Source organism: Paenibacillus sp. 453mf, from assembly GCF_900116105.1.
Taxonomy (GTDB): domain Bacteria; phylum Bacillota; class Bacilli; order Paenibacillales; family Paenibacillaceae; genus Paenibacillus; species Paenibacillus provencensis.
Window position 1 is genome coordinate 1,474,011 of record NZ_FPAC01000001.1, and the last position, 17,422, is coordinate 1,491,432.

Annotated in this window: 15 protein-coding genes; 12 read left to right on the plus strand and 3 right to left on the minus strand. The window is 43.8% G+C overall.

Annotation, left to right across the window (positions count from 1 at the left end; translation table 11 throughout):
* Positions 1–63: 63 nt before the first annotated feature.
* Complete coding sequence (locus BM415_RS07025) at positions 64–1,554, minus strand: glycoside hydrolase family 43 protein (protein WP_091156109.1); 1,491 nt, start codon at positions 1,552–1,554, stop codon at positions 64–66.
* A gap of 238 nt (positions 1,555–1,792) precedes the next feature.
* Between BM415_RS07025 and BM415_RS07030 the strand changes: the two genes are divergently transcribed.
* The 12 genes from BM415_RS07030 (at position 1,793) to BM415_RS07085 (ending at position 15,714) form a co-directional block, all read left to right on the plus strand.
* A complete protein-coding gene (locus tag BM415_RS07030; RefSeq protein WP_139236962.1) occupies positions 1,793–2,281 on the plus strand; it encodes a hypothetical protein in 489 nt (162 codons plus the stop codon).
* A 105-nt stretch (positions 2,282–2,386) separates the two neighbouring features.
* Positions 2,387–2,848: an SRPBCC family protein gene (locus tag BM415_RS07035; RefSeq protein ID WP_091156114.1), complete on the plus strand. Its 462-nt coding sequence runs from the start codon at positions 2,387–2,389 to the stop codon at positions 2,846–2,848.
* A gap of 145 nt (positions 2,849–2,993) precedes the next feature.
* On the plus strand, positions 2,994–4,400 hold the full coding sequence (locus BM415_RS07040) for an outer membrane protein assembly factor BamB family protein (protein WP_091156116.1): 1,407 nt from the start codon (positions 2,994–2,996) through the stop codon (positions 4,398–4,400).
* A 319-nt stretch (positions 4,401–4,719) separates the two neighbouring features.
* A complete protein-coding gene (locus BM415_RS07045) occupies positions 4,720–7,056 on the plus strand; it encodes a helix-turn-helix domain-containing protein (protein WP_091156118.1) in 2,337 nt (778 codons plus the stop codon).
* A gap of 235 nt (positions 7,057–7,291) precedes the next feature.
* Positions 7,292–8,218, plus strand: coding sequence for an ABC transporter permease (locus tag BM415_RS07050; protein WP_091156120.1), 927 nt, complete (start codon positions 7,292–7,294; stop codon positions 8,216–8,218).
* 33 nt (positions 8,219–8,251) lie between these two features.
* Positions 8,252–9,127 carry a carbohydrate ABC transporter permease gene (locus BM415_RS07055; protein WP_091156123.1) on the plus strand — a complete coding sequence of 292 codons (876 nt, stop codon included), beginning with the start codon at positions 8,252–8,254 and terminating at the stop codon, positions 9,125–9,127.
* Positions 9,128–9,193: 66 nt separating this feature from the next.
* Positions 9,194–10,690 (plus strand): extracellular solute-binding protein, encoded by a 1,497-nt coding sequence (locus tag BM415_RS07060; protein ID WP_091156125.1) that lies wholly within the window; start codon positions 9,194–9,196, stop codon positions 10,688–10,690.
* A 177-nt stretch (positions 10,691–10,867) separates the two neighbouring features.
* The gene (locus BM415_RS07065) at positions 10,868–11,911 is read left to right on the plus strand and encodes a DUF1835 domain-containing protein (RefSeq protein ID WP_091156128.1); all 1,044 of its coding nucleotides are present in this window, start codon (positions 10,868–10,870) and stop codon (positions 11,909–11,911) included.
* 29 nt (positions 11,912–11,940) lie between these two features.
* The gene (locus BM415_RS07070) at positions 11,941–12,381 is read left to right on the plus strand and encodes a hypothetical protein (RefSeq protein ID WP_091156130.1); all 441 of its coding nucleotides are present in this window, start codon (positions 11,941–11,943) and stop codon (positions 12,379–12,381) included.
* Positions 12,382–12,460: 79 nt separating this feature from the next.
* Positions 12,461–13,351 carry a TIGR01777 family oxidoreductase gene (locus tag BM415_RS07075; protein ID WP_091156133.1) on the plus strand — a complete coding sequence of 297 codons (891 nt, stop codon included), beginning with the start codon at positions 12,461–12,463 and terminating at the stop codon, positions 13,349–13,351.
* Between the two features lie 127 nt (positions 13,352–13,478).
* Positions 13,479–14,954, plus strand: coding sequence for a sensor domain-containing diguanylate cyclase (locus BM415_RS07080; protein ID WP_244533171.1), 1,476 nt, complete (start codon positions 13,479–13,481; stop codon positions 14,952–14,954).
* Between the two features lie 118 nt (positions 14,955–15,072).
* Positions 15,073–15,714 carry a nitroreductase family protein gene (locus tag BM415_RS07085; protein ID WP_091156137.1) on the plus strand — a complete coding sequence of 214 codons (642 nt, stop codon included), beginning with the start codon at positions 15,073–15,075 and terminating at the stop codon, positions 15,712–15,714.
* Positions 15,715–15,968: 254 nt separating this feature from the next.
* Here the strand turns inward: BM415_RS07085 and BM415_RS07090 are convergent, their stop codons facing one another.
* Positions 15,969–16,382 (minus strand): hypothetical protein, encoded by a 414-nt coding sequence (locus tag BM415_RS07090; RefSeq protein ID WP_091156138.1) that lies wholly within the window; start codon positions 16,380–16,382, stop codon positions 15,969–15,971.
* A 67-nt stretch (positions 16,383–16,449) separates the two neighbouring features.
* Complete coding sequence (locus BM415_RS07095; protein ID WP_091156141.1) at positions 16,450–17,310, minus strand: AAA family ATPase; 861 nt, start codon at positions 17,308–17,310, stop codon at positions 16,450–16,452.
* Between the last annotated feature and the right edge of the window lie 112 nt (positions 17,311–17,422).

A 17,422-nucleotide genomic window follows, 5' to 3' on the forward strand; every position in this document is an offset into this window, starting at 1 on the left:
AGGAGCAAGAGCCGCCTTTACATAAAAGGCGGCTTTTTTCCGTTGTTCTCCTACAAGTTAATTTCATTGGTATTTGCAGCTGAATTGCGTGAACTCCGCAGTAGATCCTTTACCACAAGCATACAAGCCAATGACTACACCTGTAAAACCTCCAGCGACCTCAGAGGATAGGTATTTTGTTTGAGCTGTTCCGAGTGGAGTCTGCTGGTGTCCGAGCTGAAGGAAGAAACTATAGCGTTCATGGTCAGCTTGAACCATAAGTGTAGCGCGATTGCTGTCTTCTAAAGGTATCGTCGTTTGAATCGCTTTGATATCCCCGATGTTAAGACGCTCAATGACCTCATAGCCTTGTTCACTTTGGCGAATTGCGAGGTCGTAACGATGATTCTCATCCATATAAAGTGTGATTCCCGCTTCACCGCTTGTAAGGCTAACATCACAAGAAATGGCTGCATTAAAATCTCTTTGTCTTAAGCCTACAAAGGTTGGAGATTCTGCTTGATCTAGTGTAACTTCCGTCCCTTTAAGTGTCAGTTTGTCCTTCTCCAGGTTATAATTCTCGAAGTGAGGATGACGAAGATAGGACCAGTCCAGGCTCCATTCTGTATTCTCAAAGGTATACTCTTTCTTCTCATCCTGTACAACATGCTCTGGGATACGGTCAGTTTCAAAGCTTGTTAGTGTCGTGCCGTTATGACCTGCTGTAAACCAGCCATCCTCGCCAAAAGTAACTGGAGTCAGGAATACTTCGCGTCCCAGATGATGATATGGAATCCACTTGCCAATCTGGCGGAAACCAAGGTGGAAGAGCCACCAGCTGCCCTCCTGATCTTGAATCAGATCACCGTGCCCAACGGCTTGAACTTCGTAACCACCCAGATTGCGGTTCGTTAGTACCGGATTATGAGCATACGGTTCAAAAGGTCCGTGAAGAGAAGAGGAGCGAGCATAGGTCTCCATATGACCAAATTCAGTTCCACCTTCAGCGGCTAATAAATAATACCAGTCATTAATTTTGTACATATGCGGGCTTTCAAGAAAGCGACCACCCGTACCTTTCCATATAGGGAGACTAGGAGATAATTTGCGGCCAGTTTCGATATCAATCTCACATTGAAGAATAACACCCGTACCGTCGTCGTCGCTTCCGTTGCTCATGAAGTAGGCCTTGCCATCCTCAAAGTACAGATCGGGGTCGATACCTCCTTGATCAATGTAGATCGGATCAGACCACTCACCATAAATATCATCTGTCCAGACATAGAAATTCTGATGGGTCGTATCATTTGTGGTGGTCATATAGAAGCGCCCATTGTTATGCCGTATTGTAGGTGCAAAAACGCCGCCTGAGCTGTTTACCTTATCCAGCATAATTTGGCTCTTTCTCGTTAATACATGTCCGATTTGCTTCCAATTAATCAAGTCCATACTCTCAAAGAGTGGGACACCCGGGAAAAACTGAAACGAACTGCATACAAGATAGTAGGTATCATCTACTTTACAGACACTCGGGTCGGGATAAAAGCCTTTGATAATCGGGTTGTTATATTTCACAAGTCACCTCTGGTATGTAATTGTATTAGGTTAAGAAAGCGCTATCGAAACCGTTTTAGTAATCCGGGTTCATTATATCATCCATTGTTTGTTTGGAGCAATCCAAAATCTTAGCAGGGTTTGAGTTGGTTCGATAGAAGTATTGAAACGGAGCACCATTCGTTACATCAAGATCTGATTATTTGTTATCGAAAGGCCGGGCGGCATTTCTGATCGCCGTATGTCACAGGCATTAGGCATGGAAAATGCAGCTTTACGTATTCCTCTTAGCAAAACTCCGGAAGAGGCCGTTGGACAACTCCGAAATCGTAGTTTGTCTTACAATGTGATCCATCAAGAACTCACGGGAAAAGGAATGCTTCTCTTCATGACAAGGCCAAGTCAACGAGGAAACAATAAAAATCTTCAGGTTGAATACGTCCGAAAAACGATGCTTGGGTGGAAATGGGTATGGGGTGGAAATTTCTCAAACAGTGAAGCTTCTAGTAAGCCGTCTGCTGTCCATTATATGAGCTTGCCTGAACTGCAAGGTGTTATCACTCCTTTTCCAGTGGTTTTTGGATACATATTAAACCCAGCCATCACGAGAATAACTGTTGAAACAATGGACGGTGATGCATATGAGGCTAAACTAACTGAAGTAGGTATTGATGAGCAATTGTGGTTTGTGTTGCTACCTTCATCAGTTGACGTGCCATATAAAATCAACGCATATGATGAAGCTTGAGAAGTCATAGCGAGCAAGAGTATAGATGACTCTAACGATAGTGGTTTCTTCGATATTGAGAAAACGACATCATCTAATTAACTAAATGAAAAGAGGTACTTATAAATGACAACTCTCAATCAGATACCAAGTGTCAAAGCAGCTATGTTGATTAGAAGCTCAATAGATAAGGTCTTCGAAGCTTTTATCAATCCGGACGTTACGACAAAATTCTGGTTCACCCAGAGTAGTGGAAGATTGGAACAGGGAAGTCATGTCCGTTGGGATTGGGAAATGTATGGCGTCTCAGATGAAATTCATGTCAAAGAAATGCATGAAAATAAACGGATTCTACTCGAATGGTCAGATCAGACGGAGACGGAATGGCTATTTACTTCCTCAGCAGATAACACGACCTATGTCACAATCACAAGCTCGGGATATACAGGTAGCGGGGATGAAATCGTGCAACGAGCCATTGATGATATGGGCGGCTATACGATAGTACTTTGTGGACTAAAGGCTTACCTCGAGCATAACATCGTCTTGAATCTAGTAGCTGACAAGGCTCCTGATGCGAATGTGTAGAAGAGTTAATAGACGAATTATCTAACTCGCTTTGCACACTAAAATAGAAATTATAGGATTATTTTATTAGTGAATGGAACTTTTTGCCGCTTAAAGCGTTTAATCGTCAGGTAGCACGATTATGTACTATTTGGGAGGGCGAAGGATGATTAGCTCTAAAAAGAATCACAGTAATCATAAATACAAAGAAAAGCGAATCAGGCGAATATTAGCGATCATAGCTGCTGGTGTACTGACTGTTCATGGCGCACACATTCTTCCATCTTCATACGTTAGTGCGGAACAGGCAGATGTATCTGTACGTTCCTGGTATTCCGGATCTGCAATCAAAGTGCCTGAATTAACGCCTGGTTGGACAATTCAGGTCGATAACTATTTGGAGCAGGATCAGGTTGGATCAGAACTTCAGGCTGTTGCTGAAGAAGGGAAAGTGTTTGCATTTTCGGGTAACAAGCTGATTGCTGTTGACGCACAGACAGGGAATCGGTTATGGAGTCACGGTAACGGTAAAAATTTGGACCCCATCATCACTTATGACGAAGGGATCATCTATGGTATGACGACAGGTAAGAAGCCTTATGCTGTTAACGCAAAGACGGGAAAGTTAAAATGGCAGGCTCAATCATCCACCTACGTTGATGCACGGGAATATACGGAAGCATTAATACCAACGTCAGACACGTTATATGCGATTAATGGCAGTTCTACCTTTGCTTATGATAAATCGACAGGCAAGCTTAAGTGGAAGGCGGGTGAAGGAAAGGCCGAAGGGAATGGCACGACTTATCTTGAAGAAGCCGATGACGTTGTTCTTAGAACCTTTTTCGTTCAAGGAGCGCTCACTTCTATTCAGCTAAATGCCTACGACAAGAAGACGGGGAAGCTGTTATGGGAGGATTTTGGCCAAGGTGATGCACTCAAAATACAAGATGGACTCGTGTACTCGATAGACCATTACTCGCCGATGCTGACTGATTATCAATCTCTGCCCGAACGCAAGTTGATCATAAACGCGTTTAATCTGAGAACAGGTGTAAAGAAGGGGAGCCGGGAATACGTTTGGAAGCTGACTGGTGAACCACCCTATAGCTACTATTCAGGCGGGGCATACCTGACAGGGGACAAGCTGTTCATTGAGCAAGGGGATAAGGTAGCAGAATATAAATTTAACAGCTATAAAGCCGGAGAGCCCCCGCTTCGCAGCTTTCAACGACCTTATGGTGACAGCTGGGAAATGCTCGGAATTGTGAAGGAACGTCTTATGTTCAAGGATAAATCGGGAAATTTAGCCGGAGTCAAGCTGGTGAATGGTCAACAGATCGGATGGCAAGGGGACGCGCCCATAGCTCATATCGATGTGTATGGGAATGCCATGTTCATGGCGCAGCGTAACGGAACCGTGCTCGGTATCCATATGATGACAACGCAGCCGGTCTTCCGAGTCAAGACGGATGCTGATCTGCATGCAGCAACCCTTATGACAAACGGAATGATGATTATACAGGCAGAAGGCAGGCTGATCGGAGTGAAGGTACCCGCGTCATTGCGATAATTGACTTGAATTTGCTTATATTGGGGAAATCCATCTTAATTACTAAAAATAGGATGAACAGGGCACTGCCGCATATGCGGTGGTGTTTTTTTCTTTATTTTGCATACTTCGATTTTTATTTAGTTGAGAAAGTCGCTTGATTGCTCGTTCTGGGATCTATACAACATCCTTATATCGTCAAAAATCAGTTCATTTGTGGAGACTCAAGAGGTTTTTCCACCATTTTATGGAATATAGTGCTCAACTGCAGGCTTTAAACTTTCTGGAAACAGCCACGTAGAGGGTTGTTCAATCATGGCCAAAGGGAGGAGTCATTGCTATGCCTACTTATTTAATGCAGCTCCTGCGCTTCAGTTTGTTTCTGGGGCTGATTCCCGTCCTGACAATGGGCTTCTTATCTTATTATATTGCCGCGGGTGATGTAGAACAGAAGGTATTAGCCAGCAACACGCAGCTGCTTCGGCAAAATGAACAGCAGATCGAGGATATGCTGAAAGGTCTGGAGCGTTCCACACTTCAGCTGGCAAACTCACTTCTTATGAAACAAGCATTACAAGAGAAATGGACACCGGCTCATTTTCAGGAAATTAGAGAGATGTCATCGGCATTGTCCAATTTGCAAACCCCTGTCATGACCTCTGAAGCTTATTTTATCCATCTCAATTATGGTACTGTCACAGGATTAGATCGATTTCAGAGTCTTAGTCAATTTAAGGATAAAGATCTGATCATGAACTATGCATCACATGCCAGCAGCCTGTTCATTGATACATCGAGTAGTGAATTATACACCACCTTGGTACAAAAAATCCCCTTGTTCCCGATGCGCACCGGTGCTAAAGGCCTCATCGTCGTAAAGATGCCAATCAAGCATATTGCTGAACGATTGTCGAAAGCTTCTGAACTAGGAACACAATACATTATTGATGACAAAGGTAAGGTGATCTTTGGCTCCATTCCGGCCCCATGGCAGGATGAGCTGAATTCAACTGTCAACACGGAGGTGCTCACTAGAATAAAAAATACTGGAATGAAACCGCAATTTGAAGCCTCTTCATTTCGAACAGAAATGGATGGCGGTAAATATAACGTAACCTATCTTCAATCAGCTTCCTATGGATGGACTCATGTCTCTGTTGCTTCTGTTGAAGCCATGACCCAACAAACGCAGCATATAGCGTGGATCACAGCAATGGTAAGCGGCATCGTTTTGATCGTCATTATTGTTAGCGCTTACATTTGGAGCCGACGCATGTACAAGCCGATTCATCGCTTGGTCGAATACTCCCGCCAGACGGATATTGAGCTCGATGAGAATGCTCGGCCTTCTAGTTCAAATGAACTCCACTATATAGAACAAAGCATACGCAGGCTCTCTTCCTCATGGTCAGATCTTCAAGCACAGCTGTCTACGCATACGGAGCATATGAGCGAATCGCTGATACTCATGCTGTTATCTAATCGAATACAGGCGGATGAATTTGTAAAGCGATCCTCCAGATGCGGTTTTCCACAATCCTGGCATGCCTTGTCGGTTATGAAAATACAAATCGATACCTTCCATCTAAGCAAGTATGACGAGCACAATTTGGAGCTGCTGCTATATGCCATTAATAATATGGTGGCAGAATTAATTAGTCCCCCACACAGATTCGCTCCTGTTATCCTGGATCATGCTCAAGTCACCCTGCTTATAGAGCCGTCGAATACAGATGAGGCCGCTACAGGGGATGATCTATTTTACCAAATGGCGGTACGAATTAAGGATCAAATAGAGAGTTACTTGCAGCTGCAAATCAGCATCGGACTAAGCCAATCCTTCTTGGACCTGTCTGCTGCTCCTGAAGCATATAAGGAATCTACCTCTGCGCTAAGGCAACGGATGGTACCTAGTGCAGGCTGTATTATTCGTTACGCTCCTCATCCAACAGATCATATAGACAGCAGAACTCCATACTCCAAGCTTCGGGAGATTGAAGAACATATTCTGTATGCTTTAAGAAAAAGAGAGAAAGACCAGCTCACGATGGCAATGGAGCTCTATCTGAAACAAATCACAGAGAATCGTGCTTATCAGCAGGAGCTCAATCTTCTGCTCATTAAACTGGCCATGAGAATCATTGAAACAGCTCAGTCACAGGAGCTGGATATTAATCTGGGCGACTCCCATAGCGGGGAGAAGCTGCTCACCAAGCTGACCAAGCTGAATACGAAAGAAGATATTCGTTATTGGTTCGAACAGCAGCTGTTTATACCTGTTATTCATGCGATGGAACAGCAGGCGGAGGAGCAGCAGGTAAGGATTGCAAGCCGGATGCTGGATATGATTCATTCCAGTTATGATCAGGACATAACGCTTGAGTCGTGTGCAGCTGAGTTAAACTACCATCCATTTTATCTAAGCAGAGTGTTTAAAAAAGATGTCGGTATGCCATTTAGTGAATATTTGGCTTCCTATCGGATGAACCGGGCGAAGATGCTGCTTGAGAACACCAGTATGCTCGTGTCCGATATTGGACGCAAACTGAAGTATGCCAATACGAGTGCCTTTATACGGACGTTTCGAAAATGGGTGGGAATGACGCCAGGACAATATCGGGATCAGTATGAACACAGCAGAGAGCGGCCGGAGCTGGAGCCTGGGTCAGAGCTTTAATGAAGAGCTGAATGAAGTCAGTAGTCCAATAGATTATATACGGCATACTGAAGGTTATGGAGAGATTACTGGACGCGATCAGGATGTACTCAATCAACAAATGAACGAAAGGTTATGAAATGATCATTTCCTGTCATCCCGTTGATAGGCATAATTATCCCTAATCTAATGCAGAAGGGGGAGGAAGATCATCAAGTACCGGTCAGAATCAGCGGATGCCAAGCCGGGTGCGGTCATGATGAGCATGCGAAAAGAGGGATCATTGTCCACAGCAGCTTTGTTACGAGATAAATGGCTGTATGTCATGCTTATACCGGGTATTCTGTATTTTCTTATTTTTAAATACGTTCCGATGTATGGCCTAATCATGGCTTTTCAGGATTTCAAGCCGCATCTTGGATTTTTCGGCAGTCCATGGGTTGGAGTGAAGCATTTTGAGCGATTGTTCAGTGATCCGCAGTTTCTCATCTTGTTCCGCAACACGTTTCTGCTCGCTTTTTACAATTTGGTATTCTTTTTTCCGGCGCCGATCATTCTTGCTTTGATGCTGAATGAGATTCGGCGGGAAGGCTTTAAACGATTTATACAAACCCTCATCTATATTCCGCATTTTGTATCGTGGGTCGTTGTGGTAGGGATTTGCTATATTTTGCTGACAACAGAGAACGGAATTCTCAATGAGCTGATATTTCAGCTAACCGGCCAAAAGATCGCCTTCCTGCTGGATGCCGAATGGTTCAGAACTGTCATTGTTTCTCAGCAGATATGGAAGGAAGTGGGCTGGGGAACGATTATCTTCCTTGCAGCACTAACGGCTGTCGATATGCAGCTATATGAGGCTGCACGGATGGATGGAGCAGGGAGATGGCGTCAGATATGGCATATTACACTGCCTGCGATTCGGAGCACAATCATTATTCTGTTGATTCTTCGGCTTGGCAGCTTTTTGGATACCGGGTTTGAACAGATCTTCCTCATGCTGGCCCCGACCAACCGGGATGTCGGAGAAGTGTTCGATACGTTTGTCTATACAAAAGGGCTGCTCCAAGGTCAGTACAGCTATAGCGCAGCAGTGGGCATGTTCAAGTCCGTGGTGGCTCTCGTGTTGGTCGTATCAGCCAACTGGCTGGCCAAAAGATTTGGAGAAGAAGGTGTTTATTAAAGGAGGGAATATAAGAGAAGGGGGTGTTCTCAAATGGTTCAGGATAAAACGGCAGCGAGTCGTATTTTTGATGTGATTAATTATATTTTGCTCACTATGGCCGCTCTAGCAGCTGTGCTTCCATTTGTTTATGTCATCGCTGTATCGTTTACAGCACCGCAGGAAGTGGCTAAAGGCGGACTGATCCTATTTCCTAAGGAGTGGTCGCTGTCTGCATACCAGTATATCTTCTCAACCAATACGCTGATTCGCAGTTTAAGTGTCACGATCTATGTCACGATTGTCGGTACTTTGTTTAATCTCGTGTTCACTTGCCTCATGGCCTACCCGCTCTCCAGACCCCGTCTTCAAGGACGAAGATATATTATGCTTGGCGTGCTGTTTACGATGCTGTTCAGTGGAGGGATGATTCCGACTTACTTTGTTGTGCAGAACCTGCATTTAACGAACTCGCTATGGTCGCTTATTATTCCAAGTGCAATCAGTGCATTCAACCTGATCGTACTCAAAAATTTCTTTCAGCAGATTCCAAGCGAGCTGGAGGACTGTTCCAAAATAGATGGTTGCACCGATATCGGCGTCTTCTTTCGGATTGTGTTGCCGCTCTCGGGTCCTGCGATTGCTACATTTGCCCTATTCTATGCTGTGGATCATTGGAACACATTTTTCAGTGCGGTTCTCTATATCAACGATAATACCAAATGGCCCATTCAGGTGTACTTGCGTGAGATCGTCATCCTTGCTCAGAGCAGTGTCGGGGATTCTACCGCATTCGAGGATCTGGATATTCAGCCGCTGACGATTCGAATGGCCGTCGTCGTGTTCGCTACACTGCCAATTCTGCTCGTTTATCCATTTTTACAGAAGCATTTTGTAAAAGGGGTCATGCTCGGTTCGGTTAAAGGCTGAGATGGATAGGCGTAGAATCGCCTCAATGAACATGTATCTTAAAATGAATCGTAAGGGGAGATTACTTTGAAAAAGGTTAAGCGCTTACTTTCGGGAGCTTGTATCCTGTCGCTGTCCACCACCTTATTACTTGCGGGATGCGGTACTTCAGATCATGGCAGTGCAGCTGTTGATGGAGACGGTCCATTTCCAATCAGTATGGCGATTGTCCAGGTGGGGGAAATTCCAGAGAGCGGCGATGTGGAGAAGGCCATCGAGGAATATACGAATACAGACCTAAGTATTCAATGGGTTCCGTCCTCTGCCTATGATGAGAAGGTCAGTGTCATGATCGCTTCAAATGAAATGCCCATGATCATGAAGCTGAATTACGTGCCAATCGTGATTAGTGCTCTGCAATCCAGCCTGTTTTGGGAGCTGGGACCTTACATTGATGATTACCCGAATTTGAAGGCACAAGATCCGAATCATTACAATAACATCTCCGTAGAAGGAAAAATATATGGCATTCCACTATTCCGTGACATGGGACGTGCTTCTTACAATTACCGGAGTGATTGGCTCGAGACCTTGGGCATGGAGCTGCCGGACAATTTGGAAGAATGGTATGAGCTGCAGAAGGCGATGGTAGAGAAGGACCCGGACGGCAATGGCAAGGACGATACCTATGGATTTGTACTGGACAAAGGATATAATACTGGTCATTCTGCTGTAACTACACGCCTTGCCGTTAGTATCGGGGGAGTAAATAAATGGGGGCTTGTCGACGATAAAATTACACCAGAGTTCATGACTTCTCAGTATGTGGATGTGCTTGATATGTTCAGACGGATGTATGCCGAAGGCCTGATTAATCAAGATTTTGCGGTGATGGACGGTACGGAAACTGGAAAGCTGTTCGATTCAGGCCGTGCCGGCCTTGGAAATGCGGTCGCTCAAGCCCTGAAGAGTCAATATGAGCGGCTCACTGCAACCGATCCCAGCTATGTTGTGGATAATGCGGCCTGGACAGGACCCGAAGGCATAAGACTTGCTGGTGAGCCAGGGCATAATGGATTCTTGGCCATTCCGAAGCAAGCGGTGAAGTCAGAGGAAGAACTGAAGCGAGTGCTTGAATTTATGAATGCTCTGCTGGATGAATCGTCTTCGACACTGCTGATGAGAGGCGTCAAGGATGTGCATTACAAAGAAACAGAGGACGGCCGGACGGAGTTCATCGATTTCGCTCTCTTCCAGCAGCAAGTGAAGCCATACCGGGACAATCTACTCAATATCGAGGGCTATCATGTTAAGCCGCTAAAGGATACGCCTCAAGGTGAAAAAGGGACCGCGATGGCGAAGGAGAACGCCAAATATGTGGTACCGAACATCAGTCTGACTCTGACATCCGCAACCTATATGGAAAGAGGCAATGAGCTTGATCTGCTGATCAGTGACGCACAAACAAAATATATTATGGGACAGATTGATGAAGCCGGCTGGCAGGCAGAAGTAGATAAATGGCTAAAAGCAGGCGGATCACAGGTTATCGAGGAATTCCAAGCATCTTATGATGCGAAATAGGAAGAAATAACGAACGAGAAGGGATTGCGATGGTACAGCAATCTCTTCTTTTTTCGTGCCCGGGGTGCTTATCTTTAACAAAGCAGGTTGCTTATTTCTAACGATAACGATACTTTTTCTGCTAAAGCGCGTTTATAATAGAAAAGCAAATTGGTATATAGGGAGGGGGAGATTTGATTGCCTGATCTAGAACAATTGAAATGGACCGTTGAGAAGATGAACGAATCCGAGCTCAGGACCCTGATGCTTCATTTCATGATTCAAATGCAGTTGACACAAGAGCATGACTCCATGAAGGAAGAATTGTATGGTCGGATGATGAACATTTATGATGCCGTATTGAATACTCGAAATGAGCAGCTAACGCGCAAGCAAAGCTGGTTGCCAGACGAGAACACGAAAAATATACATATCGTATTCGGCGCATCAGCTGCAGGAAGTGTGAAACAAATGATTCAAGAGTATGCCTCCCGGGAAATGGATCGGATTCTACTGTTTGATGAAGTGTTCTCTATTGGGCCGTTATGGCGGCTGCACGAAGAACAAGGGAGGGAACATCGAAGAGCCTGGTTCCGGCAGCATCTAGATCCAAAATTTGATGATGCAGGGGACAGGCAGCATCCTGCCATTGAGATCATACCTGAAGACGCGGTGATTTATATATGGTGCAGTAATAATGCTCACGAGCAGACCGGACTGCGTTATGTGAGCTGGCTACTAAAAGATTACTCTAATTTACTGTATATACTCGATGCTCCAACCGCTAATGAACAGAAGGAGGATCAGCCGGGTGTATTACAATTCTATTCCCATACTGGAGAGATCTCATCAGAGGATTTATCGAGAGTGTATCAAGATGCATCTAAGCATGTTCTGGTGACTACTGAGCAAAGGCGCTCCTACGAGCAAGAATGGCTGTCTCTCTCTGAGAGCTCTAATTTGCTTCGAATATGGGCGTTCGGTGAGCTGATCTCAGCAGAAGTTACCTATTTTGATGATTATATACTCGAGAAGGTTCGTCTACTTGAAAAAGGTATACCAAATGGGGAGTTCCTGAAGGCGGCTAGAGTCATTGGCGAAGTAATCGGACATTCCGGGCAGTATACAGGGGACGCGTTCATTGAATACCGACTAAGAGAGCTGATCTATGGCGGCAAGCTGAAGATCCAAGGTGTACCGAGAGCCATGAGATATTACAGTGTTCGAAGTAAGAGAACATAAACAAATGACATCAAGAGGAATGACAGCAGATGAAACTAATAGAGCTTTATACTTCCGAAGTGAATGTAGATACGACCGTATTCTCCATTTTTTTTATAGTCTTTGCAATGGGAAACGCAGTCGTCGTATCCAGACTGATTAAGTTATCCGAGCAATATGTATCCAGGCTCCGGTATATTACCGGGCTTATCCTATTGTATGCTGGGGGAGCGGCAGGCTTCGAACTCGTCATGAAATACTTACCTTTGCTAGGACAAGAGGTCCCTGGACCAGGAGCAGGGATGCTTCTGATCGGTATCGGGGGAGCCGCGATCCTTACAGCCATATTTATCGTTGTAGAAAAGTATGTCTACCGCTTTAATAAGCTGCTGAATCCGACGATGTTGTTTATTGCAGCACAGCCTGTACTATTTCTTCTGTATTTTGCAATCATTATCGTGTTAGAGAAACTGAATCTACTCCTTATTTGAATCATCGGGCATGGCTTGAACTTTTGAACTTATGAGTGAATCTATTTCATAATTTATCATAGAGAAAATAGGTGAACGTATGAAGAAGGTCGTTCTTGCAGGAGGGACTGGGTTTATCGGTCAATATTTCCAACATGGTTTCGAGCAGCAGGGATATCTTGTATTCATCATCTCAAGACAGCAAGGTCATATTTCTTGGCAAGATCACAAAGGTATAGCAGAGGCACTGAATGGTGCAGATTTGTTAGTGAATCTGGCTGGTAAATCGGTAAACTGCAGATACAATGAATCGAACAAGAAAGAGATTATAGAGTCGCGTACGCGTACAACTCGGATTCTTGGAGATGCTGTACTCCAATGCAGCAAGCCCCCGGCTCTGTGGATTAATGCAAGTACAGCAACGATCTATCGTCATGCTGAAGACAAACCGATGACTGAACAATCAGGCGAGCTTGGCACAGGATTCTCTGTGGAGGTGGCAAAGGCATGGGAGGAAGCCTACTTCTCCTACGAACTGCCTCATACAAGGCAGGCTGCTCTTCGTATTGCCATTGTGCTCGGACCGGGCGGAGGCGTAATGACACCTTATATATATTTGACGCGATTTGGGCTAGGGGGCAAGCAGGGGCCAGGCAATCAAAAATTCAGCTTCATCCATGTCGAAGATCTGTTTCGTATGGTGCAGTATATTCAGAGCCGTCAGGAACTCTCGGGTGTATTTAATGCGTCTGCCCCAAACCCGGTGACCAATCAAGACCTGATGCATGAGATGAGGAAGGTCATGCGTGTGCCTGTTGGCATTCCGACCCCCAAATGGCTGCTGGAGATGGGCGCAATCGTCATTCGAACAGAGACAGAATTGATATTGAAGAGCAGATGGGTTATACCAGAGCGGTTACTGGAAGAAGGCTTTGAATTTAAATATCCGACGATACAATCGACCTTGAAGGCAGTACTGGACATCAAATAATTTAGCATAAAGTGATAGGAATTATTGAATAATGAACGAACTTTTTATGGATTTTCTAACGATATTGCTTCCCACTTATTTTTTCTTATATATGGCCATCACCTTAATTCATCGTAACAAAAGGAGTATGTTGAACCGAATAGCAGCATTTCTTATGCTTGCGTTTTTATTTTATTTTCTGGGGGAGTATATCAAGACCTCCTTGCTCCCAGAGTATCAGATGCAGATTGTTCTATACGGAAATGCCCCGATGCTTCTGTTTGTCATCTGCTTCTTAGTACACCTGTGTATTCTGATGGGGGACTCCACAACGGAGTATTTAAAGCGGCGATTACCGATTATCTATGCTGCCCCTTTTACATTGTGGCTTATTTTTCTTGTGACCATGGAGCATACGCAATTATATAACGTTGAAGTAACCGATGGCCGCAGTCCCCTGGATCCGTTATTTTTGCTGCTGACTCTCCTATTTGTAGCCGGATATATTCTCCTGTCTGCGGTGATCCTGTCTATGATCTGGTATAGAACGAAGGAAAAGAGAGTAAGAAAGGCATCCCGTTCATTACTTCTCGGCTTGTTCTCACTGTTTGCTTGGTTTGTAATGGTTACTTTGCTGCTGCAATCCATGTTAATAACCACCCGATACTCCATGATTCTATATTTTGTCGGTTATCTGATGTGGGCAGTTATATTGAGGCATCAGATAGGGAAGTACAATATCATGCCGGATTATCGCAAATTGTTTCATATTCTTTTTAAATCTGCTCCAACAGCCATCATGCTGCTTGATCGAAAGGGGACGGTAAGAGAGCTGAATCCTAAAGCTAAGCATTGGTTCGAAGGAATTCCAATTCAGGAGATTCCACAATCTATAGAGTTCAATAATGGGATAAGCCTCCACGATGTTCTGGCTTCCTTAGAAGAGCGGCGAGAAGGAGCATCCCACTGGGAGATAAGAGTGGATCGTGATCGAATGAAGCATGTTGATCTCATCATGAACCTGGAGTTGGTGGAAGGTGCGAATGAAGAGCTATTCGTTATGCATTTGACGGACGTGACCTCTCTAAAGAATACAGAGCGAAGACTGTTAGAATCCGAACAAGAATATAAGCATCTCGCACTTCACGATTCATTAACTAATTTAAGTAACAGAGCAGCAATGGAGGAATATCTTGAGCAAAAAATAGCGCAACAGGAAAGGTTTGCTCTCGTATTAATTGATCTGGATAATTTTAAGCCGGTTAACGATAGTTACGGTCATCTCGTCGGAGATCTGTATCTCAAGCATATCGCTCGTATCTTTAAGAATACCGCCGGACCAAGTGATCTGGCAGCCCGAATCGGGGGCGATGAGTTTGTGCTTATCGTAAGCTGTGCTGATAAAACGGACACAGAGGTTATAGAAATGATTCATGACCGTCTATCTTCGTTATCTATGCATTCGTTTAGATACGAGAATACGGAAATTGCAATTTCATATTCCTCAGGGGTTAGCATATATCCAAGAGATGCATCCAATGTGACTCAATTACTGAAGATTGCAGATGAAGCGATGTATAAGGAAAAACGTACGGGAAGAGCTCTGTTCACTGCTAAGCTATAAATCATTTGTAGATAAGATAGACCTTGAAAATAAGTTGACAAAAATTAAATTTCGCATTATATTATTGTCGTTTCAATTTGTAATTATTATTATTACATATATTAGGGAGGCATACAAAATGACCCAGGATATACAAGCAGATTTCTTCAATTTGATTCGTGAACGTCAGTCTATTCGCAGCTACGATCCGAGGGTTACCATCTCAGAGAAGGAATTGAGAGCCATTCTTGAAGACGCGGTGCTTGCACCTTCTTCTTCCAACTTGCAACCATGGCGCTTTATCGTCGTTAACGATCCAGCCGTCAAAGAAAAACTCATGCCGATTGCAAATAATCAGCAACAAGTCGTGGATTCCGCAGCAACAATTATTGTACTAGGTGACAAAGAAGCCTATAAACGCGCAGATGAGATTTATGATCGTTCTGTAGAGCTCGGCATGCCTCAGGCATCCCGCGATGCTTACGTGCCACGGATGTTAGAATATTACCGTACGATGTCAGAGGAAACTGCACGCAGTACGGCTCAGATTGATGGAGGTCTGGTATCCATGCAGCTGATGCTGGCTGCGAAGGCAAGAGGTTATGACAGCGTACCGATGGGTGGTTTCTCACATGAAAGACTGATTGAAGAGTTTAAGATTCCATCTCATTTAATTCCGGTCATGCTCATATCAATCGGTAAAGCGGCGAAGCCTGGCTTGCCTAAATCTCGTCTTCCGCTGGATCGCGTAACGTATTGGAATTCGTTAACACAAGAATAAATAGAAGGATTATCCTGGCATGAGAGATATGCCTATTCAACAGCAGTGACGATTTTGTTGCTGCTGTTTTTTGTTGGTAGAGAAATCACCGGATTTTGATCTCCAGCTTGCAGAGCTGCGCCATCCTAGCGCTAATCATCAGGGGTTTATTCTTGCAAGATCTCAGTCATTTTAATACTAAGCGCTCTTGTCCTGTCTTCCACCTTGGTTTTGCCATCATCGAAATCGGAATACAGAATGATATCCCCGTCTGATTAGATCATCCGCTCTAACTGCTCTTGATTCATTGTTAATTCAATGTGCTCCTCAAGCCACTCACCCTTTTTCAGTATAGAGGGGATACCTATGCTTTCGGAGGAACTAGGGGGAAGAATAGATTCGCCGTCTATTTGCAGATCAATTCGGTGTATATCAAAGCTATGCATGATCTCTATCTTAGATTTGCTGCCTACATATCGGAGACCAGCTTGAAATTGCAACAATGGAGCTGAGTGATGATCTAATATGTCTGTTGTAAGCCTCAATTGATAATCACCGATTCTCTTGATTGCGGTAAGCGATTCCTCCGTCTTGACCATTTCATCTGGTGTATAGTCAGCAGCGGAAGAACAGGCAGACAGTAACACTATAAAGATTATTATCGTAATTCCAGTAACCAATACTCGCATTAGCGACCCTCCAAAAGGTTGTTATAAAACAACTGACGCAGGAGAATGGAGTGTCGTTCCATATATCTCAATAATCAAAGGCATCTTCATGCTTTTTAAAAAATTCATAGTATGTGCGAACATTTTCTAATTCTGTCCAGTGTCTTACCTTCACAGGATTTTCATCCAGGTTATAGATCTTTGCCTCCTTCATGGACAGCAGGAATGGAGAATGTGTGGAAATGATAAACTGGCAGCCAAAAAAACGGGCAGAATCTTCAATGAATTTCATCAAATCCTGCTGACGTTTTGGAGAGAGACTATTCTCTGGCTCATCCAAAATATAAAGTCCATTCTCTCCAATTTTTTCAGTAAAATAGAGGAAGGCACTTTCACCATTTGAATATTCCCTTACGTTATCCATTAGGTTATTTCTCACATACCGGGACTGTGTTTTACTTCTCGCTGTATTCATTTTCTTTAACTGCTCGTAATCTTCCATAGATCTCATCTGAAATTGCGAATATTTCGCATCCAAATATTCATCGAACAATTCTTCCCTTTTGTGGTCGATTCCCTCATTAAGATTCCGGATATTCAACATGTAGTCAAATACATCATCACTAGTAATGATCCTACTATTTTCTGGAATGTCTAATCTGGTATGCATCTCGCACATATTCACATAATCAGGATAGAAATTCGATTTATTATAAATCGAATCACGCTGGAGTCCTGTTTTCTCTGCGATTACGTTTAATGCAGTGGATTTTCCTGATCCATTTCCGCCATACAAAATGGTCACTGGCTCAAAATCAATGGTTTGTAAGCTGTTTTTTGATAAGATTTTAAATGGATAAAATGAGTCATAGCACGTTCTTTTTATCTCCATGAAAAAATCAAACTCCATATCTTCATTCGGAAATGAAAAAGTATGTAAATAAATCATGGTACTCCTCCTTAATCAGTATCTATTTTAAACTACTAGTTCCAGTGAAGAATGTCTAGGATCTATTAGACTTGGCTGCAAGAGAAATAATTCCCCATTCTGAAATGTGTAT